This is a genomic window from Streptomyces griseorubiginosus, from assembly GCF_017614965.1.
GTDB classification, from domain to species: domain Bacteria; phylum Actinomycetota; class Actinomycetes; order Streptomycetales; family Streptomycetaceae; genus Streptomyces; species Streptomyces griseorubiginosus_B.
In genome coordinates, this window is record NZ_WVUG01000116.1 from 1 (window position 1) to 25,688 (window position 25,688).

General features: G+C 70.4%; 23 protein-coding genes. 7 read left to right on the top strand and 16 right to left on the bottom strand.

The features are described 5' to 3' along the window. The 10 genes from GRC12_RS45695 to GRC12_RS22030 form a co-directional block, all read right to left on the bottom strand. The coding region (locus tag GRC12_RS45695) for a Pro-rich N-terminal domain-containing protein (protein ID WP_244373560.1) at positions 1–133 on the bottom strand (133 nt) is incomplete at its 3' end. Between the two features lie 164 nt (positions 134–297). Then, positions 298–1,389, bottom strand: coding sequence for a 3-dehydroquinate synthase (aroB, locus tag GRC12_RS21990; protein WP_208781091.1), 1,092 nt, complete (start codon positions 1,387–1,389; stop codon positions 298–300). Next, positions 1,386–1,901, bottom strand: coding sequence for a shikimate kinase (locus tag GRC12_RS21995; RefSeq protein WP_208781092.1), 516 nt, complete (start codon positions 1,899–1,901; stop codon positions 1,386–1,388). The genes aroB and GRC12_RS21995 overlap by 4 nt, the downstream gene beginning before the upstream one ends. Further along, positions 1,898–3,082: a chorismate synthase gene (aroC, locus tag GRC12_RS22000; protein WP_208781093.1), complete on the bottom strand. Its 1,185-nt coding sequence runs from the start codon at positions 3,080–3,082 to the stop codon at positions 1,898–1,900. The genes GRC12_RS21995 and aroC overlap by 4 nt, the downstream gene beginning before the upstream one ends. Before the next feature lie 152 nt (positions 3,083–3,234). Next, a complete protein-coding gene (locus tag GRC12_RS22005) occupies positions 3,235–4,050 on the bottom strand; it encodes a shikimate dehydrogenase (RefSeq protein WP_208781094.1) in 816 nt (271 codons plus the stop codon). After that, positions 4,050–5,723, bottom strand: a complete 1,674-nt coding sequence (gene mltG, locus GRC12_RS22010; protein WP_208781095.1) for an endolytic transglycosylase MltG — start codon at positions 5,721–5,723, stop codon at positions 4,050–4,052. The genes GRC12_RS22005 and mltG overlap by 1 nt, the downstream gene beginning before the upstream one ends. A gap of 129 nt (positions 5,724–5,852) precedes the next feature. Further along, the gene (gene ruvX / locus GRC12_RS22015; protein ID WP_208781111.1) at positions 5,853–6,317 is read right to left on the bottom strand and encodes a Holliday junction resolvase RuvX; all 465 of its coding nucleotides are present in this window, start codon (positions 6,315–6,317) and stop codon (positions 5,853–5,855) included. A gap of 2 nt (positions 6,318–6,319) precedes the next feature. After that, on the bottom strand, positions 6,320–8,992 hold the full coding sequence (alaS, locus tag GRC12_RS22020) for an alanine--tRNA ligase (RefSeq protein WP_208781096.1): 2,673 nt from the start codon (positions 8,990–8,992) through the stop codon (positions 6,320–6,322). Next, a complete protein-coding gene (locus GRC12_RS22025) occupies positions 8,992–9,363 on the bottom strand; it encodes a hypothetical protein (RefSeq protein ID WP_208781097.1) in 372 nt (123 codons plus the stop codon). Before GRC12_RS22025 ends, alaS begins: the two co-directional genes overlap by 1 nt. A gap of 9 nt (positions 9,364–9,372) precedes the next feature. Next, positions 9,373–9,816, bottom strand: a complete 444-nt coding sequence (locus GRC12_RS22030) for a DUF948 domain-containing protein (protein ID WP_133044871.1) — start codon at positions 9,814–9,816, stop codon at positions 9,373–9,375. Between the two features lie 162 nt (positions 9,817–9,978). On the opposite strand from GRC12_RS22030, the gene GRC12_RS22035 reads away from it, so the two are divergent. After that, positions 9,979–12,132 carry an ATP-binding protein gene (locus GRC12_RS22035; RefSeq protein WP_208781098.1) on the top strand — a complete coding sequence of 718 codons (2,154 nt, stop codon included), beginning with the start codon at positions 9,979–9,981 and terminating at the stop codon, positions 12,130–12,132. Between the two features lie 24 nt (positions 12,133–12,156). On the opposite strand, the gene rpsD is transcribed toward GRC12_RS22035, so the two are convergent. The 3 genes from rpsD to GRC12_RS22050 all read right to left on the bottom strand — a co-directional run bounded on the left by rpsD (position 12,157) and on the right by GRC12_RS22050 (position 15,125). Further along, positions 12,157–12,771: a 30S ribosomal protein S4 gene (gene rpsD, locus GRC12_RS22040; RefSeq protein WP_208781099.1), complete on the bottom strand. Its 615-nt coding sequence runs from the start codon at positions 12,769–12,771 to the stop codon at positions 12,157–12,159. Between the two features lie 298 nt (positions 12,772–13,069). Next, positions 13,070–14,425: a replication-associated recombination protein A gene (locus GRC12_RS22045; protein WP_208781100.1), complete on the bottom strand. Its 1,356-nt coding sequence runs from the start codon at positions 14,423–14,425 to the stop codon at positions 13,070–13,072. 43 nt (positions 14,426–14,468) lie between these two features. After that, a complete protein-coding gene (locus GRC12_RS22050) occupies positions 14,469–15,125 on the bottom strand; it encodes a vitamin K epoxide reductase family protein (RefSeq protein ID WP_208781101.1) in 657 nt (218 codons plus the stop codon). A 146-nt stretch (positions 15,126–15,271) separates the two neighbouring features. Here GRC12_RS22050 and GRC12_RS22055 point away from each other — a divergent pair, with 146 nt between their 5' ends. The 4 genes from GRC12_RS22055 to GRC12_RS22070 are packed head-to-tail and all read left to right on the top strand — an operon-like array spanning position 15,272 to position 18,799. Next, the gene (locus GRC12_RS22055) at positions 15,272–16,138 is read left to right on the top strand and encodes an ABC transporter ATP-binding protein (RefSeq protein WP_208781102.1); all 867 of its coding nucleotides are present in this window, start codon (positions 15,272–15,274) and stop codon (positions 16,136–16,138) included. Further along, on the top strand, positions 16,135–16,980 hold the full coding sequence (locus GRC12_RS22060) for an ABC transporter permease (RefSeq protein WP_208781103.1): 846 nt from the start codon (positions 16,135–16,137) through the stop codon (positions 16,978–16,980). The genes GRC12_RS22055 and GRC12_RS22060 overlap by 4 nt, the downstream gene beginning before the upstream one ends. Further along, entirely contained in the window at positions 16,977–18,176 is a 1,200-nt protein-coding gene (locus GRC12_RS22065) for a sensor histidine kinase (protein ID WP_208781104.1), read from the top strand. Before GRC12_RS22060 ends, GRC12_RS22065 begins: the two co-directional genes overlap by 4 nt. After that, positions 18,173–18,799 (top strand): response regulator, encoded by a 627-nt coding sequence (locus tag GRC12_RS22070; RefSeq protein WP_208781105.1) that lies wholly within the window; start codon positions 18,173–18,175, stop codon positions 18,797–18,799. The genes GRC12_RS22065 and GRC12_RS22070 overlap by 4 nt, the downstream gene beginning before the upstream one ends. Positions 18,800–18,889: 90 nt before the next feature. Here the strand turns inward: GRC12_RS22070 and hisS are convergent, their stop codons facing one another. Both hisS and GRC12_RS22080 read right to left on the bottom strand, forming a co-directional pair. After that, positions 18,890–20,152: a histidine--tRNA ligase gene (gene hisS, locus GRC12_RS22075; RefSeq protein ID WP_208781106.1), complete on the bottom strand. Its 1,263-nt coding sequence runs from the start codon at positions 20,150–20,152 to the stop codon at positions 18,890–18,892. A gap of 12 nt (positions 20,153–20,164) precedes the next feature. After that, complete coding sequence (locus GRC12_RS22080) at positions 20,165–20,875, bottom strand: MBL fold metallo-hydrolase (RefSeq protein WP_208781107.1); 711 nt, start codon at positions 20,873–20,875, stop codon at positions 20,165–20,167. 191 nt (positions 20,876–21,066) lie between these two features. On the opposite strand from GRC12_RS22080, the gene GRC12_RS22085 reads away from it, so the two are divergent. Both GRC12_RS22085 and GRC12_RS22090 read left to right on the top strand, forming a co-directional pair. Continuing rightward, positions 21,067–21,885, top strand: a complete 819-nt coding sequence (locus tag GRC12_RS22085; RefSeq protein ID WP_208781108.1) for a peptidylprolyl isomerase — start codon at positions 21,067–21,069, stop codon at positions 21,883–21,885. A gap of 157 nt (positions 21,886–22,042) precedes the next feature. After that, positions 22,043–23,272, top strand: a complete 1,230-nt coding sequence (locus tag GRC12_RS22090; RefSeq protein ID WP_208781109.1) for a DUF349 domain-containing protein — start codon at positions 22,043–22,045, stop codon at positions 23,270–23,272. A 72-nt stretch (positions 23,273–23,344) separates the two neighbouring features. On the opposite strand, the gene relA is transcribed toward GRC12_RS22090, so the two are convergent. Then, positions 23,345–25,688, bottom strand: a 2,344-nt coding sequence (gene relA / locus GRC12_RS22095) for a GTP pyrophosphokinase (RefSeq protein ID WP_208781110.1), incomplete at its 5' end; no start/stop codon positions are given.

Here is a 25,688-nt window from a genome sequence, read left to right on the forward strand (position 1 = left end):
GTGGCGGAACGGGGGCCGAGCCCTGGTGCGGGCCGGGGTGGCCCGGGTGCTGTGCGGCCGGTGGCCGGCCTACGGCCGGTCCCTGCCCCGGCTGGTGGGGCGGCGGCAGCGGAGAACCCACTGCGTGCTGCATCCGGTGCCACTCCGTCTCGTCAGGCAAATTGGCGCTGGCAGCGGGGTGGAACCCCGCTCCCTACCGAACGGTACCGTCCCCGGCCGCCGTTTGGTGAACGGCCGGGGGCGGTGTGAAGTGCCCTTATGGGCAAGGCACATCGGACGGATGGTGCGTGGGGAGACTTACTCGCCCACTTCGCCGTACGCGGCGAGCAGCACGGCCGGGTCGGGTCCCTCCAGGACGGTCGGCTTGGCGAGACCGTCCAGGACGATGAAGCGCAGGAGGTCGCCGCGGGACTTCTTGTCGACCTTCATCGTCTCCAGCAGCTTGGGCCACTGGTCGTAGCGGTAGTGGAGGGGGAGGCCGACGGACTCCAGGATCGTGCGGTGGCGGTCCGCCGTCGCCTCGTCCAACCGGCCCGCCAGACGGCCGAGTTCGGCGGCGAAGTGCATGCCGACCGCGACCGCGGCACCGTGCCGCCACTTGTAGCGCTCGTTCTTCTCGATGGCGTGGCCGAGCGTGTGGCCGTAGTTGAGGATCTCCCTGAGACCCGCTTCCTTGAGGTCCGAGGAGACCACCTCGGCCTTGACGCGGATCGAGCGCTCGATGAGCTCGGCGGTGTGCGGGCCGGCCGGGGTGCGGGCGGCCTCCGGGTCGGACTCGATGAGCTCCAGGATCACCGGGTCGGCGATGAAGCCCGCCTTGATGATCTCGGCGAGTCCGGAGACGTAGTCGTTGACCGGGAGGGAGTCGAGGGCCGCCAGGTCGCACAGGACACCGGCCGGCGGGTGGAAGGCGCCCACCAGGTTCTTGCCCTCGGCGGTGTTGATGCCGGTCTTGCCGCCGACGGCCGCGTCCACCATCGCCAGGACGGTGGTGGGGACGGCGATCCAGCGCACACCACGCAGCCAGCTCGCGGCGACGAATCCGGCCAGGTCGGTGGTCGAGCCGCCGCCCACGCCGACGATGACGTCGGTGCGGGTGAACCCGGACTGGCCGAGTGCCTTCCAGCAGTAGGCGGCGACCTCGGCGGTCTTGGCCTCCTCCGCGTTGGGCACCTGGATGGCGACGGCCTCGTAGCCCTGCTCGGCCAGGTCGGCGCGCAGCGCGTCACCGGTCTCGGCGAGCGCCTCGGGGTGGATCACGGCCACCCGCCTGGCCTTCTCCCCCACCAACCCGGCCAGCTCGCCCAGCAGTTGACGGCCCACCAGAACCTCGTACGGGTCGCTGCCCGCGCTCCCGCCGACCTGGATCCGGGTGACTGCCTCGCTCATGCCTGCTTCAACTCCACAGCGTCCAGGACGACTTCAGTGACTTCTTCGGGTGTGCGGCCGTCGGTGGCCACCACGACCGTGGCGACCTCCTCGTACAGGTGCCGCCGGGCCTCCATCAGCTCGCGCCACTGCTTGCGCGGGTTGACCGCGAGCAGCGGACGGGCCGCGTTCAACCCGGTGCGCTTGACCGCCTCCTCGACGTCCATCGAGAGGTAGACCACCCGCTGCCCGGCCAGCAGGGCGCGGGTGTCCGGGTCCAGGATCGAGCCGCCGCCCAGCGCCAGCACCCCCTCGTGCTCGCCGAGCGCCCGGTGCACGGCCGCCTTCTCGACCGCCCGGAAGACCGGCTCGCCCTCGTCGACGAAGATCTCGGCGATGGTGCGGCCCTGCTCGGCGACGATGTCGTCGTCGGTGTCGCGGTAGCCGACACCGAGCCGGCCGGCGAGGAGCTGCCCGACGGTGGACTTGCCCACGCCCATCGGACCGATGAGGACGAGAAGCGGCCCGCTCACCGGATGGCCAGGTTCTCGAGATAGGAGCGCACGTTGCGGCGGGTCTCGGCCACCTGGTCGCCGCCGAACTTCTCCGCCACCGCGTCCGCCAGCACCAGCGCCACCATCGCCTCGGCGACGATGCCGGCCGCCGGCACGGCCGAGACGTCGGAGCGCTGGTGGTGCGCCTGCGTGGCCTCGCCGGTGGCCACGTCCACCGTCTGCAACGCCCGCGGCACGGTCGCGATCGGCTTCATCGCCGCCCGCACCCGCAGCAGCTCCCCCGTGGAAAGACCGCCCTCGGTGCCGCCGGAGCGGCCCGAGACGCGCCGGATGCCCTCCGGCGTGCCCACGATCTCGTCGTGCGCCTTCGAACCCGGCACCCGCGCCAGCTCGAACCCGTCACCGACCTCGACGCCCTTGATCGCCTGGATGCCCATCAGCGCACCCGCCAGCCTGGCGTCCAGCCTGCGGTCCCAGTGCACGTGCGAGCCCAGGCCCACCGGCACCCCGTAGGCCAGCACCTCGACGACACCGCCGAGGGTGTCGCCGTCCTTGTGGGCCTGGTCGACCTCCGCGACCATCGCCTTGGATGTGTCCGCGTCCAGGCAGCGCAGCGGGTCGGCGTCCAGCTTCTCCACGTCCGCCGGGGTGGGGTAGGTGCCCTGCGGGGCCTTCACCGAGCACAGCTCCACGACATGGCTGACGATCTCGATGCCGGCCGTCTCCTTCAGGTACGAGCGGGCCACCGCGCCCAGCGCCACCCGGGCCGCCGTCTCCCGCGCCGAGGCACGCTCCAGGATCGGGCGGGCCTCGTCGAAGCCGTACTTCTGCATGCCCGCCAGGTCGGCGTGGCCGGGCCGGGGACGGGTCAGCGGGGCGTTGCGGGCCAGCCCGGCCAGGATCTCGGGGTCGACGGGGTCGGCCGCCATGACCTGCTCCCACTTGGGCCACTCGGTGTTGCCCACCATGACGGCCACCGGCGAGCCGAGGGTCAGACCGTGCCGCACACCGCCGAGGAAGGTGACCTCGTCCCGCTCGAACTTCATGCGCGCACCGCGTCCATAACCGAGCCGGCGCCGGGCCAGGTGGTCCGCCACCATCTCCGTGGTGATCGGCACGCCGGCGGGAAGACCCTCCAGCGTCGCCACGAGTGCGGGACCGTGGGACTCCCCCGCGGTCAGCCAGCGCAACCTGCTCAACGGTGCTCCTCAGTGCTCGCGCCCTGGTACTGCTGCGTACGCGCGTCCTCGCGTACGGCGACGGCGCGACCAGGTGCGCGGATCTGGCCCGCCACCTCCGATCCTCCCACGTCCCGGGGACGGCTCAGATCCGAGTCCGGCAGACGGACAGATCAGACCGGCCTGGCGGCCTCACGCATCGCGTCCAGCGGAGAGCGCGGGTCACCGGTGAACTGGTGGAACTGGAAGACGGCCTGGTGCACCAGTAGGTCGAGGCCGCTGAGCACCTGCCCGCCGTGGTCCCGCCAGGCGGCGGCGAGCGGGGTGGGCCAGGGGTCGTACAGGACGTCGAAGAGCGTGCCGACCCCGTCGGGGAGCGACGCGGCGAGCTGGTCGGTGCCTCCGGCGGGCGTCGTCGAGATCACCAGGGGCGCCTCGAAGGCCCGTACCGCCTCGGCCCAGTCCGCCGGGCGGACCCGTACGCCGAGCCTGCTGCCCCACTGCCGCATCTCGTCGGCGCGCCGCTCGCTGCGCACGTACACGGTGACCTCGCCGCCGCACAGCCTGGCCAGGGCCGCGAGGGCCGAGGACGCGGTGGCTCCGGCGCCGAGGATGGCCGCGGACTCGACCTTCTCCACGCCCCGCTCCTCCAGTGCGGCGATCAGGCCCGGGATGTCGGTGTTGTCGCCGACCTTCCGCCCGTCCGGACGGAAGACCACGGTGTTGACGGCCTCCACCGAGGCCGCCGTGTCGGTGATCTCGTCCAGCAGCGGGATGACCGCACGCTTGAGCGGCATCGTCAGCGAGAGCCCGGCCCACTCGGGACCGAGTCCGCCGAGGAATCCGGGCAGCGCCGCCTCGTCGATCTCGAACCTGTCGTACGACCAGTCGTCCAGGCCCAGCGCCCGGTACGCAGCGGTGTGCAGCCGGGGCGACAGTGAGTGGGCGATGGGCGAGCCGAGCACGGCCGCCCGGTGGGGTGTTGCCATCAGTTCTTGTTCCTCGACGCGTTGAACTCCTGGACCAGCCTGTCGTGCTCGGCCAGCGTCTTGGTGAACTTGCTGGTCTTGCCGTCCAGGGAGATGAAGTAGTACCAGCCGTCGTGCGTCGGGTCGAGCGCGCCCTTGATCGCCTCCTCGCCGGGGTTGTCGATCGGGCCGGGCGGCAGTCCCTTGACGTAGTACGTGTTGTACGGGTTGTTGTACTTGCGCAGCTCGGCGATGCTCAGGTCGATCTTGCTCTGGTTCTTGACGTAGTTGTACGTGGAGTCGAACTCCAGCGAGCCGTAGGTCTCGGGGTTGCCGGGCTTGAGGCGGTTGTAGACGACCTCGGCCATCTTGCGGAAGTCGTCGTGGCTCGTGCCCTCGGCCTGGACCAGGCTCGCCACGGTGAGCAGCTGCCAGGGACTGTCGAGCCCGAGGCTCTTGGCCTTGGTCCGCAGGCCCAGTTCCTCGTACTTGTCGTTGGCCCGGGTGACCATGTCCTTCAGGACGGCCTCGGGCTTCTGGCCCTTCGTGGCCGCATAGCTGGACGGGTAGAGGAACCCTTCCAGCGGGTCCTTGAGGTTGGGGTGGTTCAGTGCCCAGGAGGGCAGGCCGAGCTTCTTGTAGTCGTTCTTGGCGACCTTCGCCGTCGTGCCGGCCGCCAAGCCCAGACGCGCGTCCAGGAGCGCGTAGACCTGGGAGTTGCGCAGGCCTTCGCGGATGATCAGGTTGCTGCGGCTCTTCGGGCTGAGCATCAGTTCGACCGCGCTCGCGGCCGACATCTGCTTCTCGAGCGTGTAGACGCCGTCCTGGATCTTCTTGCCGTCGGGGTTGGACTGCTGCGCCGAGACGAAGGCGTCGACGCTCTTGACGACGCCCGCCTCCTTCAGCTTCTGCCCGATCACATAGCCGCCGGCACCCTTGGGGATGACGACCGTGACCTGGGCGCCGTCACCCTGGCCCGCGTAGTCCGGCGCCGGGCCGAAACGATTTTGGTAGAACTGCCAGCCGAAATAGCCGACACCGGCGGCACCGCCGCCGAAGACCAGCACGAGGACGAGACAGGCGACGCCGTTGCGGCTCTTCTTCTTCGGCTTCTTGCCGCCGCGGCCCTTGCGACCCTCACCCGGGTCGACGTCCTCGTCCTCCTCGTCCGCATCGCCGTCGCCGTCACCGGCGAAGAAGGCGTGTTCGCCCTGGTCGGGGCCCGGGTCCCAGTCCGTCTGCGGTGGTTCGGGCTCGGCCTGGCGGCGGCTCGGCGGCTCGGGCGGCGGGTAGGCGTCCTGGGTGCCGTAGTAGTCGGGCTGCTCGCCGCCGTACCCGGCGGACGCCTGCTGGGCGTAGGGATCCTGGGGGTCCGTGTACTGGACATGCGTATGTGTGCCCTGACCCCAGGCCTGCTGGTCGTACGACTGCTGCTGTCCCTGACCCGCGTAGTACTGCTGGTCGTACTGCTGGTACTGCTGCGCCTGACCGTAGTGGGCCTGCTGGCCCTCGCCCCAGCCGCCGTCGTAGTACTGCTGTTGCTGCTGCGGCTGCTCCGGATAATGCTGCGGCTGGCCGCCGTAGGGGGACTGCTGGCCCGCGTGGGCCTGCTGTCCACCCCATCCGTCGTCCCCGTACAACGGGTCCTCCGGATGCCACGGTTCGGAGCCCTGGCCCCGGCCATACTCAGTCATCAAACCCCTAGAGCCGCGAGGCGGGGCGATCACGTGGCCTTCGTCGGGCCCGCTCACCGTTCCGCCTCTTGCTGTGCACCGGCTGTTCGAATCAGCGGCGCAGTCGCGCGGAACGTTACCGTATCGCGATCAGATGACCACTTCGACGCCCTCGCCGGGTGCTTTACCTGACACCCGTTCGGATTCCAGGGCCTGCTGGAGGATGATCACAGCGGCTGCCTGGTCGATCACCGAGCGGCCCTTCTTGGTCTTCACCCCTGAGGCGCGCAGTCCCTGACTGGCCGTCACCGTGGTCATCCGTTCGTCGACCAGACGGACCGGGACGGGCTTGATGCCCTTGGCCAGCTCCTGGGCGAATGCCCGAACCTTTACCGCGGCCGGTCCCTCGCCCCCCTTGAGGGAGCGCGGGAGTCCGACGACGACCTCGATCGGCTCGTACTCCTCGACCAGCTGACGCAGCCGGCGGTGGGCCGCCGGGACGTCACGGCCGGGGACCGTCTCCACCGGGGTGGCGAGGATCCCGTCGGGGTCGCAGGAGGCGACCCCGATCCGGGCGTCCCCGACGTCGATGGCGAGCCGTCGGCCTCGGCGCATGGTCACTTCGCCGTGTCCGTGACCAGCCGCTCGACCGCGTCGACGGCCTCGCCGATGGCGGCCGGGTTCTGGCCGCCGCCCTGGGCGACGTCCGGCTTGCCGCCACCGCCGCCGCCGAGGGTCTTGGCGGCGGCGCGCACCAGGTCACCGGCCTTCAGACCCCGCTCGCGGGCGGGTTCGTTGGTGGCGATGACCGTGAGGGGCTTGCCGTTGTTGACCGTGAAGAGGGCCACCACGGCGGCCCGTCCGCCCTGGATGCGACCGCGGACGTCGAGGACCAGCTTGCGCAGGTCGTCGGGGGTCGTACCGTCCGGGACCTGGCCCGTCACGACGGCGATGCCGCGGATGTCCTTGGCGGACTCGGCGAGACCGGCTGCGGCCTGGAGCACCTTCTCGGCGCGGAACTTCTCGATCTCCTTCTCGGCGTCCTTCAGCTTGCCGAGCATGGCGGAGACCTTCTCCGGAAGCTCCTCGGGACGGCCCTTGATCAGCTCCTGGAGCTGGGCGACGACCGTGTGCTCGCGGGCGAGGAAGTTGTAGGCGTCGACGCCGACCAGGGCCTCGATACGGCGGACACCGGAACCGATCGACGACTCGCCGAGCAGCTTCACCAGGCCCAGCTGGGAGGTGTTGTGGACGTGCGTGCCGCCGCACAGCTCCTTGGAGAAGTCGCCGATGGTCACCACGCGGACCCGCTCGCCGTACTTCTCGCCGAACTCGGCGATGGCGCCCTGCTTCTTGGCCTCGTCGATGCCCATGATGTCGGCGCGGACGTCGAGGTCGCGGGCGAGGACCTCGTTGATCTTCTGCTCGACGTCGGTCATCACGGCCGTCGGGACGGCGGACGGGGAGCCGAAGTCGAAGCGGAAGCGGCCGGGCTGGTTCTCGGAACCGGCCTGGGCGGCCGTCGGGCCGAGCGCGTCGCGCAGCGCCTGGTGGGTGAGGTGGGTGGCCGAGTGGGCGCGGGCGATGGCCGTGCGGCGGCGGGCGTCGATGGAGGCGTGGGCCTTCGCGCCGACCGTCACCTCGCCGACCTGGACGACGCCCTTGTGGACGTACACGCCGGGGACCGGCTTCTGGCAGTCGCGGACCTCGATGACGGCACCGGAGTCGACCTTGATGCGGCCGGTGTCGCCGATCTGGCCGCCGCCCTCGGCGTAGAAGGGGGTGCGGTCGAGGACGATCTCGACCTCGTCGCCCTCGGTGGCGGCCGGGGAGGAGGCGCCGTCGACGAGGATGCCGACGATCGTGGACTCGCCCTCGGTGTCGGTGTAGCCGATGAAGTCGGTCTCGCCGACCTTGTCGGCGATCTCCCGGTAGGCGCCCGCGCCGGCGTGGCCGGTCTTCTTGGCCTGGGCGTCGGCCTTGGCGCGCTCCCGCTGCTCCTTCATCAGGCGGCGGAAGCCCTCCTCGTCCACGGACAGGCCCTGTTCGGCGGCCATCTCCAGGGTGAGGTCGATCGGGAAGCCCCAGGTGTCGTGGAGCAGGAACGCCTTGTCACCGGCGAGGACCGTGCCACCGGCCTGCTTGGTCTCGGTGACGGCGGTGTCGAGGATGTTGGTACCGGCCTTCAGCGTCTTGAGGAAGGCGTTCTCCTCGGCGACGGCGACCTTCTCGATGCGCTCGCGGTCGGTGACCAGCTCCGGGTACTGCTGGCCCATCATGCCGATCACGGTGTCGATCAGGTCGAGCACGACCGGGCCGGTGGCGCCCAGCAGGCGCATGTTGCGGATGGCGCGGCGCATGATGCGGCGCAGGACGTAGCCGCGGCCCTCGTTGCCCGGGGTGACGCCGTCGCCGATGAGCATGACGGAGGTGCGCATGTGGTCGGTGACCACGCGCAGGGAGACGTCCGAGTCGTGCGCGTCGCCGTATTCGACACCGGTCAGCTCGGTGGCCTTCTTGATGACGGCCATGGAGGTGTCGATCTCGTACATGTTCTGCACGCCCTGCAGAATCATGGCGAGCCGCTCCAGGCCGAGGCCCGTGTCGATGTTCTTGCTGGGGAGCTCGCCGAGGATCTCGAAGTTGTCCTTGCCGATGCCCTCGCCGCGCTCGTACTGCATGAAGACGAGGTTCCAGATCTCCACGTACCGCTCGTCGTTGACGGCGGGGCCGCCCTCGACGCCGAACTCGGGGCCGCGGTCGTAGTTGATCTCGGAACAGGGGCCGCAGGGTCCGGGGACGCCCATGGACCAGTAGTTGTCCTTCATGCCGAGGCGCTGGATGCGCTCCTTCGGCACCCCGACGACCTCGTGCCAGATGCGCTCGGCCTCGTCGTCGTCCTTGTAGACGGTGATCCACAGACGGTCGGGCTCCAGGCCGTAACCGCCCTTGTCCTGGGGCGTGGTGAGCAGCTCCCAGGCGTACTTGATGGCGCCTTCCTTGAAGTAGTCGCCGAAGGAGAAGTTGCCGCACATCTGGAAGAAGGTGCCGTGCCGGGTGGTCTTGCCGACCTCTTCGATGTCCGGCGTGCGCACGCACTTCTGGACGCTGGTGGCGCGGTCGAAGGGCGGCTTGACCTCACCCAGGAAGTAGGGCTTGAAGGGCACCATGCCGGCCGGGACGAGGAGCAGAGTCGGGTCGTCCGCGATGAGCGACGCCGAAGGGACGACGGTGTGCCCGCGCTCCTCGAAGAAGCTCAGCCAGCGGCGGCGAATCTCGGCCGACTCCATCAGTGGTCCTCATTCCGGTTGTACGAGTTGTACGAGTTGTTCGAGTACGTCTGGTACGTCGAACCGTCGACGTACTTCGGGTTGTTGCGGTTCTCGATGGCGGCGTACCGCCGGGGTGCGGGGAGCTCGGGGGCCGCGTTGATGCCGAGGGCCTCGCCCAGCTCCTCCTCCCGCCGCGCCATGTTGTCGCGGACGTCCAGCGCGAAGCCGACCGCGCGGTCCTTGATGCGGTGACCGGCCTCGAGCGCCTTGTTGGCCGCGCCGACCGCGAGGTTCTCGGGGGTCAGCTGCTTCAGCTTGCGGTTGACCTTGGTGGTGGCCCACACACCGGCGGCGACGCCCGTGCTGAACCAGAACGTACGGCGGAACATCGCTAGGTCTCAGTCCTTCTTCCGCTTGCCCCGCCGCGACGCCGGCACCGTCCGGCCCACGATCACGGTACGCCGGGACTCCTTGGCGGGCACGTCCTCGCGGCGGGCTCCCAGGGCCCGGCGGACGCCGTAGCCGAAGGCGGCGACCTTGACCAGGGGGCCGCCGAAGGTGGAGGCGACGGTGGTGGACAGGGCGGAGGCGTTGGAGGTGACCTCCTGGACGTCGGTGGCGATCGCGTCGACCCGGTCGATCTGGGTCTGCGCGGAGCGCACCGCCGCGGAGGCGTCGGCCAGCAGGGGGACGGCCTGGTCGGTCACGTCCGCCACCAGCTTGGTGGTCGCCCTGAGCGTCTGCGCCAGCCTCGCCAGCGCGACGGCGAGGAAGGAGACCAGGATCGCCCAGAACACGGCCACCAGGATCCCGGCCACCTCACCACCGGACACCACGCGCACCCGCTCCCTGAACTTGCTCTGAACATCGGAACCATTGGAAAAGCAGTGGACCGAGCCTATCGCGCCGGGCACGGCGCTCCGTACCGGATTCCGCCGGGCGCGCTGCCGAGTTGCGCTCGGCGATTGTACGGACTGAACACGACTCAGTACGCTCCGTATTCCATGCGGGATCATCAGAGCGGCGACAGCCCGGTCCTCGGCAATCTGCCTCTGGAGCTCGACGCGTTCGTGGGGCGCTCGGCCGAACTCGCGGGGCTCGCGCGGGCGCTCGACGCCGCGCGTCTGGTGACGGTGACCGGCGCCGGCGGAGTCGGCAAGTCGCGGCTGGCGGCCCGGGCCGCGGCGCGGTGCGCGCCGCGCGACGGGGTGTGGCGGGCGGAGCTGGCGCCGGTGCGCGATCCGGAGTTCGTCGACCACGCGGTCGTGGAGGCGCTGGGCCTGACGGATCACACGACACGGCTGCCGCGCGAGACGCTGCTCGCGCATCTCGCCGAGCGCCAACTCCTCCTGGTTCTCGACGGGTTCGAGCATCTGGTGGAGGCGTGTGCCGAGCTGGTGGGCGAGTTGCTGCGCGAGGTGCCGGGGCTCAGGGTCCTCGCGGTGGGGCGCCGGCCGCTGGCCGTGGCGGGAGAGCGGGTGTTCCCGCTGGAGCCGCTCGGCGAGGGCGAGGCGGTGGAGCTGCTCACCGAGCGTGCCGCCCTGCAGGGCGTGCGGGTCGCGGACGAGCAGGACGTACGTGCGCTGTGCCGGCGCCTCGACGGCATCCCGCTGGCGGTCGAGCTGGCGGCGGGGCGGCTGCGGGCACTGTCCCCTGGGCGCTTGCTGGAGCGGCTCGACGACCGGTTCCGGCTGCTGACCGGCGGCGGCCGGGACGCACTGCCCCGGCATCGGACGCTGCGGCTGGCGATCGGCTGGAGCCATGAACTGTGCACACCCCGGGAGCGGTTGCTGTGGGCGCGGCTGTCGGTGTTCACCGGACGCTTCGATCTGGAGGCCGTCGAGTACGTGTGCGCGGGACACGGTCTGAACGCCGACGACGTCCTCGACGTCCTGACCGATCTGCTGGCGCAGTCGGTGCTCGCGCGCGAGGAGACGCCGGCCGGGGTGCGCTACCGCATGCTCGACACCGTGCGGGCGTACGGCGCCGAGTGGCTGGAGGCGACCGGGGACGCGGCCCGGCTGCGGCGCCGGCACCGGGACTGGTACCTGGGGCTGGCGACCTGGTGCGAGCTGGACTGGTTCTCGCCGCGCCAGGCCGAGGTGGCCGCGCGGGTGGAGGTGGAGCTGCCGAATCTGCGCCGCGCGCTGGAGCACTGCCTGAGCGAGCCGGAGGAGGCGCATCTGGGCCAGTACCTCGCGGGCTCGCTGTGGTTCTGCTGGGCGGGCTGCGGTCGGCTGTCGGAGGGCCGGCACTGGCTGGAGCAGGTCGTCCGGCTGGACTCGGGCCACGACCAGTCCCGGCTGAAGGCGTTGTGGGTGCTCGGCTATGTGGCGGTCCTGCAGGGCGACACGGTGTCCGCGCTGGCCGCGCTCCAGGAGTGCCGTGAGGAGGCGGAGCGCTCCGGCGACCCCACGGCGGTGGCCTACGCCGAGCACCGCACCGGCTGTCTGGCCCTGGTCACGGACGACATGGCCCGCGCGGAGACCTTGCTGCGCTCGGCGCTCGACCGCTATCACGAGATCGGCGAGCTCAACAGCAACGTGCTGATGGGCCAGGTCGAGCTGGCGATGGCCCGCGCCTTCCAGGGCGATCTGCCGGGCGCGGTGCGGTTGTGCGAGGACGTGCGCCGGGTGTGCGAGGACCACGGCGAGCGGTGGACCCGCTCCTACGCGCTGTTCGTCCTGGCGTACGCGGCCTGGGCCGACGGCGACCTCGCGCGGGCCCGCACCCTGCTGACCGACTCTCTGGGCAGCGCCCACGCCTTCCACGACCTGCTCGGCTCGGTGCTGGCGGTGGAGCTGCTGGCGCTGGTCACGGCGGTGGAGGGCGACGCCGCGGAGGCGGCGGTGCTGCAGGGGGCGGCGGGCCGGATGTGGCGGTCGGTGGGGCTGCCGCTGTTCGGCTCGGCGTACTACAACGCCCCGCACGAGCTGTGCGAGGCGACGGCCAGGGAGCGGCTGGGCGACGAGCGGTACGAGGAGTGCGTACGCGAGGGGGCGCGGCTGGTGCGGGAGGCGGCGGTGTCCCGGGCGCTGGAGCGGCCGCTGGGCGCCCTGCCCGCCCCGCGCGGACCGGTGCGGCACACGACGGCGAGCGCGCTGACACAGCAGCCCGCCGCCTCCCGCGCCCACAAGGGCGGGGAGACGGCGGGCTGAGGTGGTGCTACGGCCTGCCGGTGATCAGCGGGCGTAGTACTCGACGACGAGCTGCTCGTCACAGATGACCGGAACTTCCTTGCGGTTCGGCTCGCGGTCCAGGCGGAACGCCAGGGCCTTGAGGTTCACCTGCAGGTAGCGCGGGGTCTCGCCGTCGGGGGCGAAGCCACCCTCGCGGGCGATCTGGAAGAGGGTCTTCTCGCGGCTGCGCTCGCGGACCATCACGACGTCGTCGGGACGGACGCGGAACGACGGCTTGTCGACCTTCTGGCCGTTGACCTCGATGTGGCCGTGAACGACCATCTGACGGGCCTGGTAGATGGTGCGGGCGATGCCCGAACGCAGCACCAGGGCGTCGAGACGGCGCTCGAGCTCCACGATCAGGGCCTCACCGGTCTTGCCCTGCACCTTGGAGGCACGCTCGTAGGCACGGACCAGCTGGCGCTCGGAGATGTCGTACTGCGCGCGCAGACGCTGCTTCTCCAGCAGACGGACCTTGTAGTCCGAGTTCTGCTTGCGGCCACGGCCGTGCTCACCCGGCGGGTAGGGGCGGGCCTCGAAGTACTTGACGGCCTTCGGGGTCAGCGCGATGCCGAGGGCACGCGACTTCTTGACCTTGGGGCGGGACTGGTTCGCCACTGTCTCTTTCTTCTTTCTGGTATTCGGCTTGTCAGGGTTAGGGGAGGTCGCATCCGCAGCCGGGGAATCCCGCCTGGTCCGTTACCGGACCGGGTGGGCAGCCGCTCCCCTGGTCTGGGCACATACGTGCAGCACGCGAGTGGCCCACCGACCGGTCCCGTCCTGCGACGAGTGGTGGTGGGCTGCCCGCGACACCGTTCGACGGTGCGCGACGCTCCTGGAACCCGCTGGGGGTTCCGGCCGGCTGTCCCGCTCTGACTGCGCGGGACTCGGCGCTCCGAGGGATTCTACAGGGTGCTCAGGACCGCCTCCGACCGAGGTGCTTCCTGGTCCACTCGACGGCGTCCGCGTACCGCGCCTCGGCTCCGTGCCGGGTCGGGGTGTAGTACTCGCGGTCCTTGACGGTGTCCGGGGCGTACTGCTGCTCGGCGATGCCCTCGGGCAGGTCGTGGGGATAGATGTACCCCTGCGCGTGCCCGAGCTTGGCGGCGCCCTTGTAGTGCCCGTCCCGCAGGTGCGGCGGCACCTGGCCTGCCAGCCCCTTGCGTACGTCCTCCAGGGCGGCGCCGATCGCGGTCGTCGCGGCGTTGGACTTCGGGGCCAGGGCGAGGGCGATGGTGACGTGGCTGAGGGTGAGGGCGGCCTCGGGGAAGCCGATCATGGCGACGGCCTGGGCGGCGGCGACCGCGATCGGCAGCGCGTTCGGGTCGGCCAGACCGATGTCCTCGCTCGCGGAGATCATCAGGCGGCGGGCGATGAACCGGGGGTCCTCGCCGGCCTCGATCATGCGGGCCAGGTAGTGCAGGGCGGCGTCGACGTCCGAGCCCCTGATGGACTTGATGAGGGCGCTGGCGACGTCGTAGTGCTGGTCGCCGTCGCGGTCGTACTTCACGGCCGCCCGGTCGACGACCTCCTCCAGGGTCGTCAGCGCGATCTCCGTCTCGCCCTTGTCCAGGGCGGCCCCCGCGGCGGCCTCCAGGGCGGTCAGGGCGCGGCGGGCGTCGCCGCCGGCGATGCGCAGGAGGTGGTCCTCGGTGTCCTCGGGGAGGGTGACGACGTCCTTCAGGCCCCGCTCGTCGCCGAGCGCCCGCTTGAGCAGGCCCCGGACGTCGTCGTCGGTGAGCGGTTCGAGGGTGAGGAGCAGGGAGCGGGACAGCAACGGGGAGATCACCGAGAAGTACGGGTTCTCCGTGGTGGCCGCGATCAGGGTGACCCAGCGGTTCTCGACCGCGGGGAGCAGGGAGTCCTGCTGGGCCTTGCTGAAGCGGTGGATCTCGTCCAGGAAGAGGACGGTCTCCTTGCCGTATCCGCCGGTGGCGCGGCGGGCGCCGTCGATGACGGCGCGCACCTCCTTGACGCCCGCGGTGATCGCCGACAGTTCGACGAAGCGCTTGTTGGTGGCCTTGGAGACGACGTACGCCAGGGTCGTCTTGCCGGTGCCGGGCGGGCCCCAGAGGATCACCGAGGACGGTCCGGCCGGTCCGCCCGCGCCCTCGCCGACCAGGCGGCGCAGGGGTGAGCCGGGCTTGAGCAGGTGCTGCTGGCCCACCACCTCGTCGAGGGTGCGCGGGCGCATCCGTACCGCCAGGGGGCTTCCTGCCGGATCCTTCTCCTGGCGTTCTTCGGCGGCGGCGGTGAACAGGTCGGGCTCCACGCTGAAACCCTAAATCACGGCACTGACAACGCGGCCGGCGATGTCAGCTGGTCCAGAAGTCCCACCAGCGCGTGAGGACCAGCATGCCGATGATGCCGATGTGCAGCACGGGCATGACCCAGGTGAACTCGCCGAAGAAGCTCTTCAGCCAGCGCGGGGTCGGCAGGAAGTCGTTGCGGATGTTGAAGGAGGTGACGTACCAGAACATGGTGATCGTGGCGACCCAGGCCAGCGAGCACCACAGGCACAGCGCGTTGATCCGGTACAGGGACTGGAACTGCAGCCAGGTGCAGAAGCCCACACCGAAGAGCGTGCCGAAGTTGAAGGTCAGCCAGTACCAGCGGGGGAAGCGGGCGCGGGCCAGCAGGCTCATGCCGACGCAGATGACGATGCCGTAGCAGACCAGGCCGAGCATCGGGTTGGGGAACCCGAAGGCGGCGGCCTGCTTGGACTCCATGACGCTGCCGCAGGAGACGACAGGGTTGAGGCTGCAGCCCGGGGTGAAGGTCTTGCCCTCGACCTTGGCCTCGAGGAGCTTGAACTTGTCGATCGTGATGACCCACGCGGCCAGCAGGCCGGCCGCCCCGGTGATGATCAGCAGCAGGGCGAAGGCGCGGCTGCCGCCGAGCGCGCGCGTCCCGGGGGCCGCGCTGTTCGGCTCGGGCTCGGTGGAGACGTCTTTGACTGTGGTCTTGCTCATCACGTCGATTCCGTCTGCTGGGGAGGGGGACGTTCTTCGGGCAGGGGCCATTGTGCCGCACCGGGACCCCTGTCCACCGTTCGGTGGACATAAGGAAGTACGCACGGTCGTCCCGGTGCGTTCGGTTCCGGACGATGCTCGACGGCATGACAGCACACGCGTACGAACTCGCGGTGGATGTCCGGGGGCTGCGCAAGCGGTACGGGGACGTCACCGCGGTGGACGGCGTCGATCTCGGCATCCGGCGCGGTGAGGTGTTCGGCCTGCTCGGACCCAATGGCGCGGGCAAGAGCACGACGGTGGAGATCATCCAGGGCAACCGCTCCCGGGACGGGGGCGAGGTGTCGGTGCTCGGTTCGGATCCGGTGGCCTCCACGCGCGCGTGGCGGTCCCGTGTGGGAATCGTCTGGCAGGACGAATCGGCGCCCGCGGAGTTGACGGTCCGCGAGACCGTACGGCACTTCGCCCGCTACTACCCGAGGCCGCGCGACCCGGAGGAGGTCATCCGCCTGGTGGGTCTGGAGGCGAAGGCGGACAGCCGGATCAAGGCGCTGTCGGGCGGTCAGCGCCGACGGCTGGACGTGGCGCTGGGCGTGATCGGCGATCCCGAACTGCTGCTTCTGGACGAGCCGACGACCGGCTTCGACCCGGCGGCCCGGCGCCAGTTCTGGGACCTCATCAGGCTGCTCGCCGGGGAGGGCACCACCATCCTGCTGACCACGCACTACCTGGAGGAGGCGGAGGCGCTCGCCGACCGGCTCGCGATCGTCTCGCGCGGCCGGGTCGTCGCCGAGGGCGAACCGGCCGCCCTGCGGGGGCGCCACGGCACGGAGGCCACCGTCGAGTGGACGGAGCCGGACGGCGTCACGCGCACCGAGCGCACGCACACCCCGACCCGGACGGTCGCCGAACTGACGCGCCGCTTCGACGGCGAGATCCCGGGCCTCAGGGTGACCCGCCCCACGCTGGAGGACGTCTACCTCCGGCTGACCGGACAGGAGGACGCGCGATGACCACGGCCACCGTACGGAGCCGGACCGCGGCGCCTGCGGAGCGGCTGCCCGGGGCGTGGGGTCTGGGCATGCGGCGGGGCGGGCTGGAGATCAGGCAGTTCTTCCGGCAGCGCGACCAGGTGGTGTTCTCCTTCTGCTTCCCGGTCGTCTTCCTGTTCCTGTTCGCGTCGATCTTCCGCGACGGCGTGCCCGGCACCGGGGTGAACGCCTCGCAGCTGTACGTGCCCGCGATGATGGCCTCCGGCATCATGTCGACGAGTTTCCAGTCGCTGGGCATCTCCATCGCCGTCGAACGGGACGAGAAGGTGCTGCGCCGGCTGGGCGGGACGCCGATGCCGCCGTCCGCCTACTTCCTGGGCAAGATCTGGCTGGTGCTGTTCACGGGGGTGGTGGAGACGGCGATCCTGCTGCTCGTCGGCACCACCCTGTACGACGTCGATCTGCCCACCGACGCCTCCCGCTGGTTCGACTTCGCCTGGATCTTCGTGCTGGGGCTGACCGGGTGCGCGCTGCTCGGCATCGCGATCAGCTCGGTGCCCAGGTCGGCGAAGAGCGCCAGCTCGGTGGTCGTCCTGCCGTTCCTGGTGCTGCAGTTCATCTCCGGGGTGTACATCTCCATCGACACCATTCCGGACTGGATGCTGAACATCGGTGCCCTGTTCCCGCTGAAGTGGCTGTGCCAGGGGCTGCGGGGCGTGTTCCTGCCGGACTCCGCGAAGGTCCTGGAACAGGCGGGGAGTTGGGAGTTCGGGAAGGTCGCGCTGGTGCTGGCCGCCTGGTGCGTCGGAGGATTGGTGCTGTGTCTGCTGACGTTCCGCTGGAAGGACCGGCGCACGGGATGACCCTGCCGGGTGGCGCGCCCGAGGCGCACGCCTGGGACCGCTCGGTCCGGCTCTGGGATCTGTACTTCGCCCTCGCCTGGGTGGCCACGGTCGCCTTCGTGCTGGGCGCGGCGCAGCAGAGCTGGGCCGTACGACTGGTCGCGGCCGGGCTGCTCGTCCCGCTGGTGCCGCTGTACGTGGGGGTGGGCCGGGCGCTGATCCAGGAGGATCCGCCGGAGCAGGGGCGGGCGCTGCGCTATCTCGCCGCGGCGATGGCGCTGTTCCTGCCGTCGGCGATCCTGGTCGACGAGACGCGGCTGGTGGCGTTCGCGCTGATCCCGCAGTGCTTCATGACCCTGCGCATGCGCTGGGCCCTGGTCACCGTGTCCTTCATCAACCTGGCGCCGGTGGTGGGCTGGGCCCTGCTGCGGCGGCCGAGCGGCGAACAGGTCTTCTCCAACTTCCTGTTCTCCGGGATGATGCTGGTCTTCTCGATCGTGATCGGCAGCTGGATCATCCGCATCATCGAACAGAGCGTGGAGCGGGCCGAGTTGATCGCCGAGCTGGACGCCAGCCGGCACGAGGTCTCCCGGCTGTCGGCGGCCCACGGCGCCCTGGCCGAGCGGGAGCGCATGGCCCGGGAGATACACGACACCCTCGCGCAGGGCTTCACCAGTCTGCTGATGCTGATCCAGGCGGTGGAGGCCGAACTCGACCACGACCTCCCGCAGGCCCGCCGTCACCTCGCCCTGATGGACGAGACCGCCCGGCAGAACCTGGCCGAGGCGCGTGCCCTGGTCGCCGGGACCGCGCCCGCCGACCTCGACGGCGCGTCCCTGCCGGACGCGCTCAGCCGCCTCGCCGCCCGCCACGAGGCGACACTGGTGGTGACCGGTCCGGTACGGCAGCTGCCGGCCGGCCCCGAGGTCGTCGCGCTGCGCTCCTGCCAGGAGGCCCTCGCCAACGCCCGTAAGCATGCCGGGAGTTCGGCGGTGGTGGACATCGCGCTGACCTATGCCGACGACACCCTGACCCTCTCCGTGCGGGACGACGGCCGCGGATTCGACCCCGGCACCCCGTGCGCCGGCTATGGCCTCGCGGGGCTGCGCGCCCGGGCCACCGAGGTCGGCGGCAGCGCACGGATCCACAGCACACCGGGCGACGGCACGACGGTGACGGTCAGCCTGCCCGTCTCGCCCGTGAGGAGCGCTCGATGATCCGGATCGTCCTCGCCGACGACCACCCCGTCGTACGGGAGGGTCTGCGGGCGATGCTCAGCGCCGAGCCGGATCTGGAGGTGGTCGCCGACGCGGCGAGCGGGCCGCGGGCGGAGGCGCTGGCGGCCGAACTGCGGCCCGACATCGTCCTGATGGACCTGCGGATGCCCGGCGGCGGGGGCGTGGACTCGATCGTGCGGATGGGCGAGGCGGGTCTGCCGTGCCGGGTGATCGTCCTGACGACGTACGAGACGGACCGGGACATCCTGCGCGCGGTCGAGGCGGGCGCGGCGGGCTATCTCCTCAAGGACATGCCGCGCGCCGAACTGGCGGAGGCGATACGGGCGGCGGCGCGCGGCGAGACGGTCCTCGCCCCGTCGGTGGCGGCCCGCCTGGTGGACCGGCTCCGCACCAGACCGGAGCGCCCCCGGCTCTCGGAACGGGAGACGTCCGTGCTGCGGCTGGTCGCGGAGGGCTGCACGAACGCGGAGATCGGCCGACGGCTGTTCATCGGAGAGTCGACGGTGAAGACCCATCTGCTGCGCATCTTCGGCAAGTTGGACGTCGACGACCGCACGGCCGCCGTCACCAGCGCCATGCGGCACGGGCTCCTGGAGCAGTGAGACGCCTCCTCGGAGCGGGCTCCGGCCCAGCCGACGGGGTAACGACGAGGGCGCCGCCTGTATCGGCGGCGCCCTCGTGCTGTGGCCGTACTAGCCGAGCCGTGACTCCAGTTCCGCCACGATCTCGTTCACGCCGATCGCGGTCTGCTCGCCCGACTCCATGTCCTTGAGCTGGACGACGCCCTCGGCGAGGTCGCGTTCGCCGGCGACGATCGTGTAGCGAGCGCCACTGCGGTTGGCGTTCTTCATGGCGCCCTTGAGCCCCTTGGCGCCGTAGGAGAAGTCGGCCGCGATGCCGAGCTTGCGCAGCTCGGTGACCTTGGCGAACAGGATCCGGCGCGCCTCCTCCCCCAGCGGCACCGCGAACACGCTGGTGGTGGAGGGGAGTTCGAGCTCGACGCCCTCGGCCTCCAGCGCCAGGACCGTGCGGTCGACGCCGAGGGCCCAGCCGACGGACGGCAGCGCGGGGCCGCCGATCATCTCCGACAGTCCGTCGTAACGGCCGCCGCCGCCCACAGCGGACTGCGAGCCCAGACCGTCGTGGACGAACTCGAAGGTCGTACGGGTGTAGTAGTCCAGCCCGCGGACCAGCTTCGGGTCGTCCTCGAAGGCCACGCCCGCGGCGGTGATCAGCTCGCGGACCTCCTCGTGATACGCCTTGCAGGCGTCGCAGAGGTAGTCGCGCAGGAGCGGGGCGCCACCCAGCTGCTTCTGGACCGACTCACGCTTGTCGTCCAGGACGCGCAGAGGGTTGATCTCGGCCCGGCGCAGGGTGTCCTCGTCCAGGTCCAGGCCGCGGAGGAAGTCCTGGAGGGCGGCCCGGTACACCGGACGGCACTCCTTGTCGCCCAGGCTGTTGAGCAGGATCCGGAATTCGCTCAGGCCGAGCGAGCGGTACGCCTGGTCGGCGAGGATGATCAGCTCGGCGTCGAGGGCCGGGTCCTCCGCGCCGATCGCCTCGGCGCCGACCTGCGAGAAGTGCCGGTAACGGCCCGCCTGCGGCTGCTCGTAGCGGTAGTAGGAGCCCGAGTACCACAGCTTCACCGGAAGGTTGCCCTGCCGGTGCAGGTTCGCCTCCAGCGCGGCGCGCAGCACGGACGCGGTGCCTTCGGGACGCAGGGCCAGCTTGTCCCCGCCCTTGGTCTCGAAGGCGTACATTTCCTTGGTCACGATGTCGGTGGACTCACCGACACCGCGCGCGAAGAGTTCCACGTTCTCGAAGCCGGGGGTCTCGACGTAGCCGTAGCCGGAGTTGCGCAGCGGAACGGAGATCGCCTCACGGACCGCCAGGAACTTGGCCGATCGCGGCGGGATCAGGTCGTACGTGCCCTTGGGGGCCTGAAAGGTGCTCACGGAAGTCTCTCGTCACATTCCTCGTCGGGGAGCGTCGACATCCGCTCCCGGGCCGGCGGCCACCTGCCGCAGATAGGGGTTGGTGGCACGCTCCTGGCCGATGGTCGTCTGGGGGCCGTGGCCGGACAGCACCACGGTCGAGTCGTCGAGCGGCAGGCACACACGGGCCAGCGAGTCGAGCATCTCGGCCATGTCACCGCCGGGCAGGTCGGTGCGTCCGATGGAGCCGGCGAAGAGCAGATCCCCGGAGAAGAACACGGAAGGGATGTCCGTGGTCTCGGGCATCTGGAAGGTCACCGACCCCTTGGTATGGCCGGGCGCGTGCGCGACGGAGAACTCCAGACCCGCGAGCGCCAGCTTCGCGCCGTCGGTCAGCTCCCTGACGTCGTCCGGCTCCCCCACGGTCAGCTCACCCATCAGCGGCATCCCGATGGAACGGCCGAGCGCTTTCTCGGGGTCCGCCATCATGTAGCGGTCCTCGGGGTGGATCCACGCGGGGACGTCGTGCGCGCCGCACACCGGGACGACCGAGGCCACATGGTCGATGTGGCCATGGGTGAGGACGACGGCGACGGGCTTGAGCCGATGCTTCTTCAGCGCTTCCTCGACGCCTTGGGCGGCCTGGTGGCCGGGGTCGATGATCACGCACTCCTCACCGGCGGCCGGGGCGACGAGATAACAGTTCGTCCCCCAGGCCCCGGCGGGGAACCCGGCAATGAGCACGATCGTCCTTCGTGGTGTCGATTACGGGCGGCTACAGCTGCTGTCAACGAATGGCTACAGCTGTCGTCAGAGCCTACCGGCGCTGCCGAATCCTCAGCGAACCCATATACGGTACGGGGCACACGCAGGCGCTCGGCTCACCAGACGCACGCGTCCCAGTCGGCGTACGAGACGCATGAGGAGAAAACCCCGTGGTCACCCAGGAACAGCGGAAGCGGCAGCTCGCGCGGGAGAAGTTCTTGCGGCAGCAGCAGCGGCGCACGGAGGCGCGGCGCAAGGCGCGCATGCGCAACTCGGTGATCGCGTCGGTGCTCGGCGTGATCCTGATAGGCAGCGTCGCGATCTACACGACCGGGGTCCTGAAGGACGACAAGAAGGCGAACGCCAGCTCGGAGACCACCCCGAGCGCGGCTCCGACCAGCAAGGCCCCGGACCCGTGCGCGAAGCCGGCCGCGGGCTCGGTGAAGAAGCTGAGCTGGAAGAAGGAGCCGGCGATGACCATCGACACGTCGGCGAAGTACACCATGAAGCTCGCCACGACGTGCGGTGACATCGACATCGCGCTGAAGACCTCGGCGGCCCCGCACACCGTGAACTCGTTCGACTTCCTCGCGTCGAAGGGCTTCTTCGACCACACCAAGTGCCACCGGCTCACCACCAACGGCATCTACGTGCTGCAGTGCGGCGACCCGACGGGCAGCGGCAGCGGCGGTCCCGGCTACACGATCCCGGACGAGAACCTCAAGGACAAAAGCCTGAAGGGCGGGGTCTACCCGGCGGGCACGGTCGCGATGGCGAACACCGGCCAGAAGCACACCGGCGGCAGCCAGTTCTTCCTCGTCTACCAGGACAGTCAGCTTCCCCCGAGCTACACGCCCTTCGGTACGATTTCAGCCTCGGGCCTGAAGGTTCTGAAGAAGATCGCGGCCGCCGGCGAGAGCACGGGCCAGGGTGACGGGGCGCCCAACGCGACCGTCGTGATCAACAAGGCAACGGTCACCAAATCCTGATCGCGTCGGGACCGTATCCCGACCCCGAGGTGCGAAATTTCGGTCGCGCGGGATGCGGACAGGCAACCCGCCGGTCGCCTATGTTGGCCGTGACGAAACTGTGGACGATGCCCGGGGGTGCTGAAGCCCTCCGCAGGCATCATGTGGAGGAGGCGCTGTGAGCAGCGACCCGTGGGGCCGCGTCGACGAGACGGGGACCGTGTACGTGCGTACGGCCGACGGCGAGCAGGTCGTCGGTTCGTGGCAGGCAGGCTCCCCCGAGGAGGCGCTGGCCTATTTCGAGCGCAAGTACGAGGGCCTGGTTGTGGAGATCGGCCTCCTCGAGAAGCGAGTGAAGACGACCGACCTGTCCGCGAAGGACGCGCAGACGGCGATCGACCACATCCGTGAGCAGGTCGACGCACATCACGCGGTCGGCGACCTGGACGCCCTGCGGAAGCGGCTGGACAAGCTGGTCGAGACGGTCGAGGCGCGGCGCGAGGAGCGCAAGCAGCAGCGGGCCAAGCAGTCGGACGAGGCCAGGCACGCCAAGGAGGCGCTGGTCAGCGAGGCGGAGCAGCTGGCGCAGTCCGACCAGTGGCGGGCGGCGGGCGAGCGGCTGCGGGCACTGGTGGACACCTGGAAGGGGCTGCCGCGGCTGGACCGCAAGTCGGACGACGAGCTGTGGCACCGGTTCTCGCACGCCCGCTCGGCCTTCTCCAAGCGCCGCAAGGCGCACTTCGCGTCGCTGGACGCGCAGCGCGAGGAGGCCCGTAAGGCCAAGGAGCGGCTGGTCTCCGAGGCCGAGGCGCTGTCCGGTTCGACGGACTGGGGTCCGACGGCCGCGCGCTACCGCGAGCTGATGACGGAGTGGAAGGCCGCGGGCCGCGCCCAGCGCGAGCACGAGGACGACCTGTGGAACCGCTTCCGCGGTGCCCAGGACGTGTTCTTCGCCGCCCGCAGCTCGGTCTTCGCGGAGCGGGACGCCGAGCAGTCCGAGAACCTGAAGCTCAAGGAGGAGCTGGCCGAGGAGGCCGAGAAGATCCTCCCGGTGACCGATCTGAAGGCAGCCAGGGCCGCCTTCCGCTCGGTCAACGAGCGCTGGGAGGCCATCGGCCACGTCCCGCGCGACGCGCGCCCCAAGGTCGAGGGCCGGATGCACGCGGTGGAGCGGGCGATCCAGGAGGCCGAGGAGGCCGAGTGGCGCCGCACCAACCCGGAGGCACGCGCGCGTGCCGAGGGGCTGACCGGCCAGCTCCAGGCCGCCGTGGACAAGCTCAAGGGCCAGATCGAGCAGGCGCGCGCCCAGGGCAACACCGCCAAGGCCGACAAGCTCCAGCGCGAGCTGGAGGGCCGCCAGGCACTGCTGGACCAGGCCCTGAAGGGTCTGCAGGAGTTCGGCGGCTGATCCCCGCCCGACGGCACCGAGAGGGGCCCCGCACCGGCCGGTGCGGGGCCCCTTCGTCGTGTGCCCTGCGGGTTACGACCGGCGGGCCGAGGTCACCCGGTAGACGTCGTAGACGCCCTCGACGCCCCGTACGGCCTTCAGGACGTGCCCCAGGTGCTTGGGGTCGCCCATCTCGAAGGTGAAGCGGGAGGTGGCGACACGGTCGCGGGAGGTCTGGACGGCCGCGGAGAGGATGTTGACGTGCTGGTCGGACAGGACACGGGTGACGTCCGACAGCAGCCGGGAGCGGTCCAGCGCCTCGACCTGGATGGCGACCAGGAAGACCGAGGACTGGGTGGGCGCCCACTCGACGTCGAGGATGCGCTCCGGCTCCCGGGACAGTGACTCCACGTTCACACAGTCGCTGCGGTGAACCGATACGCCACTACCCCGGGTGACGAAGCCGATGATCGGGTCGCCGGGCACGGGCGTACAGCAGCGGGCCAGCTTGACCCACACGTCCTCGACGCCCTTGACGATGACGCCCGGGTCGGCGCTGGAGCGGCGCTTGCGGCTGCGGCTGCGGGTCGGCGGGACCGCCTCGTCGATCTCCTCGGTGGCCGCCTCCTCGCCGCCGAGCGCCTGTACGAGCTTCTGCACGACGTTCTGCGCGGAGACATGCCCCTCGCCGATCGCCGCGTACAGCGCGGAGATGTCCGGGTAGCGCATCTCGTGCGCGAGGGTGACCAGCGAGTCGCCGGTGAGGATGCGCTGGATCGGCAGGTTCTGCTTGCGCATCGCGCGGACGATGGCGTCCTTGCCCTGCTCGATGGCCTCGTCGCGGCGCTCCTTGGAGAACCAGGCCCGGATCTTGTTGCGGGCGCGCGGCGACTTGACGAAGCCGAGCCAGTCCCGGGACGGTCCGGCGCCGGCCGCCTTGGAGGTGAAGACCTCCACGAGGTCACCGTTGTCGAGGGTCGACTCCAGTGGTACGAGCCTGCCGTTGACCCGCGCCCCTATCGTCCGGTGGCCGACCTCCGTGTGGACCGCGTAGGCGAAGTCCACCGGGGTGGCACCCGCCGGGAGCGCTATGACGTCGCCCTTCGGGGTGAAGACGAAGACCTCGTTGCGGGACAGGTCGAAGCGCAGGGACTCCAGGAACTCGCCCGGGTCCTCGGTCTCCTTCTGCCAGTCGAGCAGCTGGCGCAGCCACGCCATGTCGTTGAGGTGGTCGTCCTTCTTGCCGGCCTTGGGCACGTCGGTACGCACCTTGGAGGCGCCGGCGACGGCCTCCTGCTTGTACTTCCAGTGCGCGGCGATGCCGTACTCGGCGCGGCGGTGCATGTCGAAGGTGCGGATCTGCAGCTCGACCGGCTTGCCGTTGGGGCCGATGACCGTCGTGTGCAGCGACTGGTACATGTTGAACTTGGGCATCGCGATGTAGTCCTTGAACCGGCCGGGGACCGGGTTCCATCGCGCGTGCACGGTGCCGAGGGCCGCGTAGCAGTCCCGGACGGTGTCGACGAGGACGCGGATGCCGACGAGGTCGTAGATCTCCGCGAAGTCACGGCCTCGTACGATCATCTTCTGGTAGACGCTGTAGTAGTGCTTCGGGCGGCCGGTGACGGTCGCCTTGATGCGGGCCGCGCGCAGGTCCTGCTGGACCTCGTCGGTCACTATGGCCAGGTACTCGTCACGCTTCGGTGCCCGCTCGGCCACCAGCCGTACGATCTCGTCGTACATCTTGGGGTAGAGGATCGCGAAGGCGAGGTCCTCCAGCTCCCACTTGATGGTGTTCATGCCGAGGCGGTGGGCGAGCGGCGCGTAGATCTCGAGGGTCTCGCGCGCCTTCTTCTCCTGCTTCTCGCGCTTGAGGTAGCGCATGGTGCGCATGTTGTGCAGCCGGTCGGCGAGCTTGATGACCAGGACGCGGGGGTCCTTGGCCATGGCCACGACCATCTTGCGCACGGTCTCGGCCTGCGCGGCCTCGCCGAACTTGACCTTGTCCAGCTTGGTGACGCCGTCGACGAGCAGGGCGACCGAGTCGCCGAAGTCGCGGCGCAGCTGGTCGAGGCCGTACTCGGTGTCCTCGACGGTGTCGTGCAGCAGGCCCGCCATCAGGGTGGCCGGATCCATGCCCAGCTCGGCGAGGATCGTGGTCACCGCGAGGGGGTGGGTGATGTACGGGTCGCCGCTCTTGCGCTTCTGGCCGCGGTGCCAGCGCTCGGCGACCTGGTAGGCGTTCTCGATCTGGCGGAGGGTGGCCGTCTCGATCTTCGGGTCGTTGCTGCGCACTATCCGCAGCAGCGGCTCCAGGACCGGGTTGTACGGGTTGGAGCGCTGGACGCCGAGGCGGGCGAGGCGGGCACGGACGCGGTTGGAGGAGCCGGAGCGGGCGGGCTGGCCGGCGTTGGGGCGGACCGCGGGGGCCTGGGTC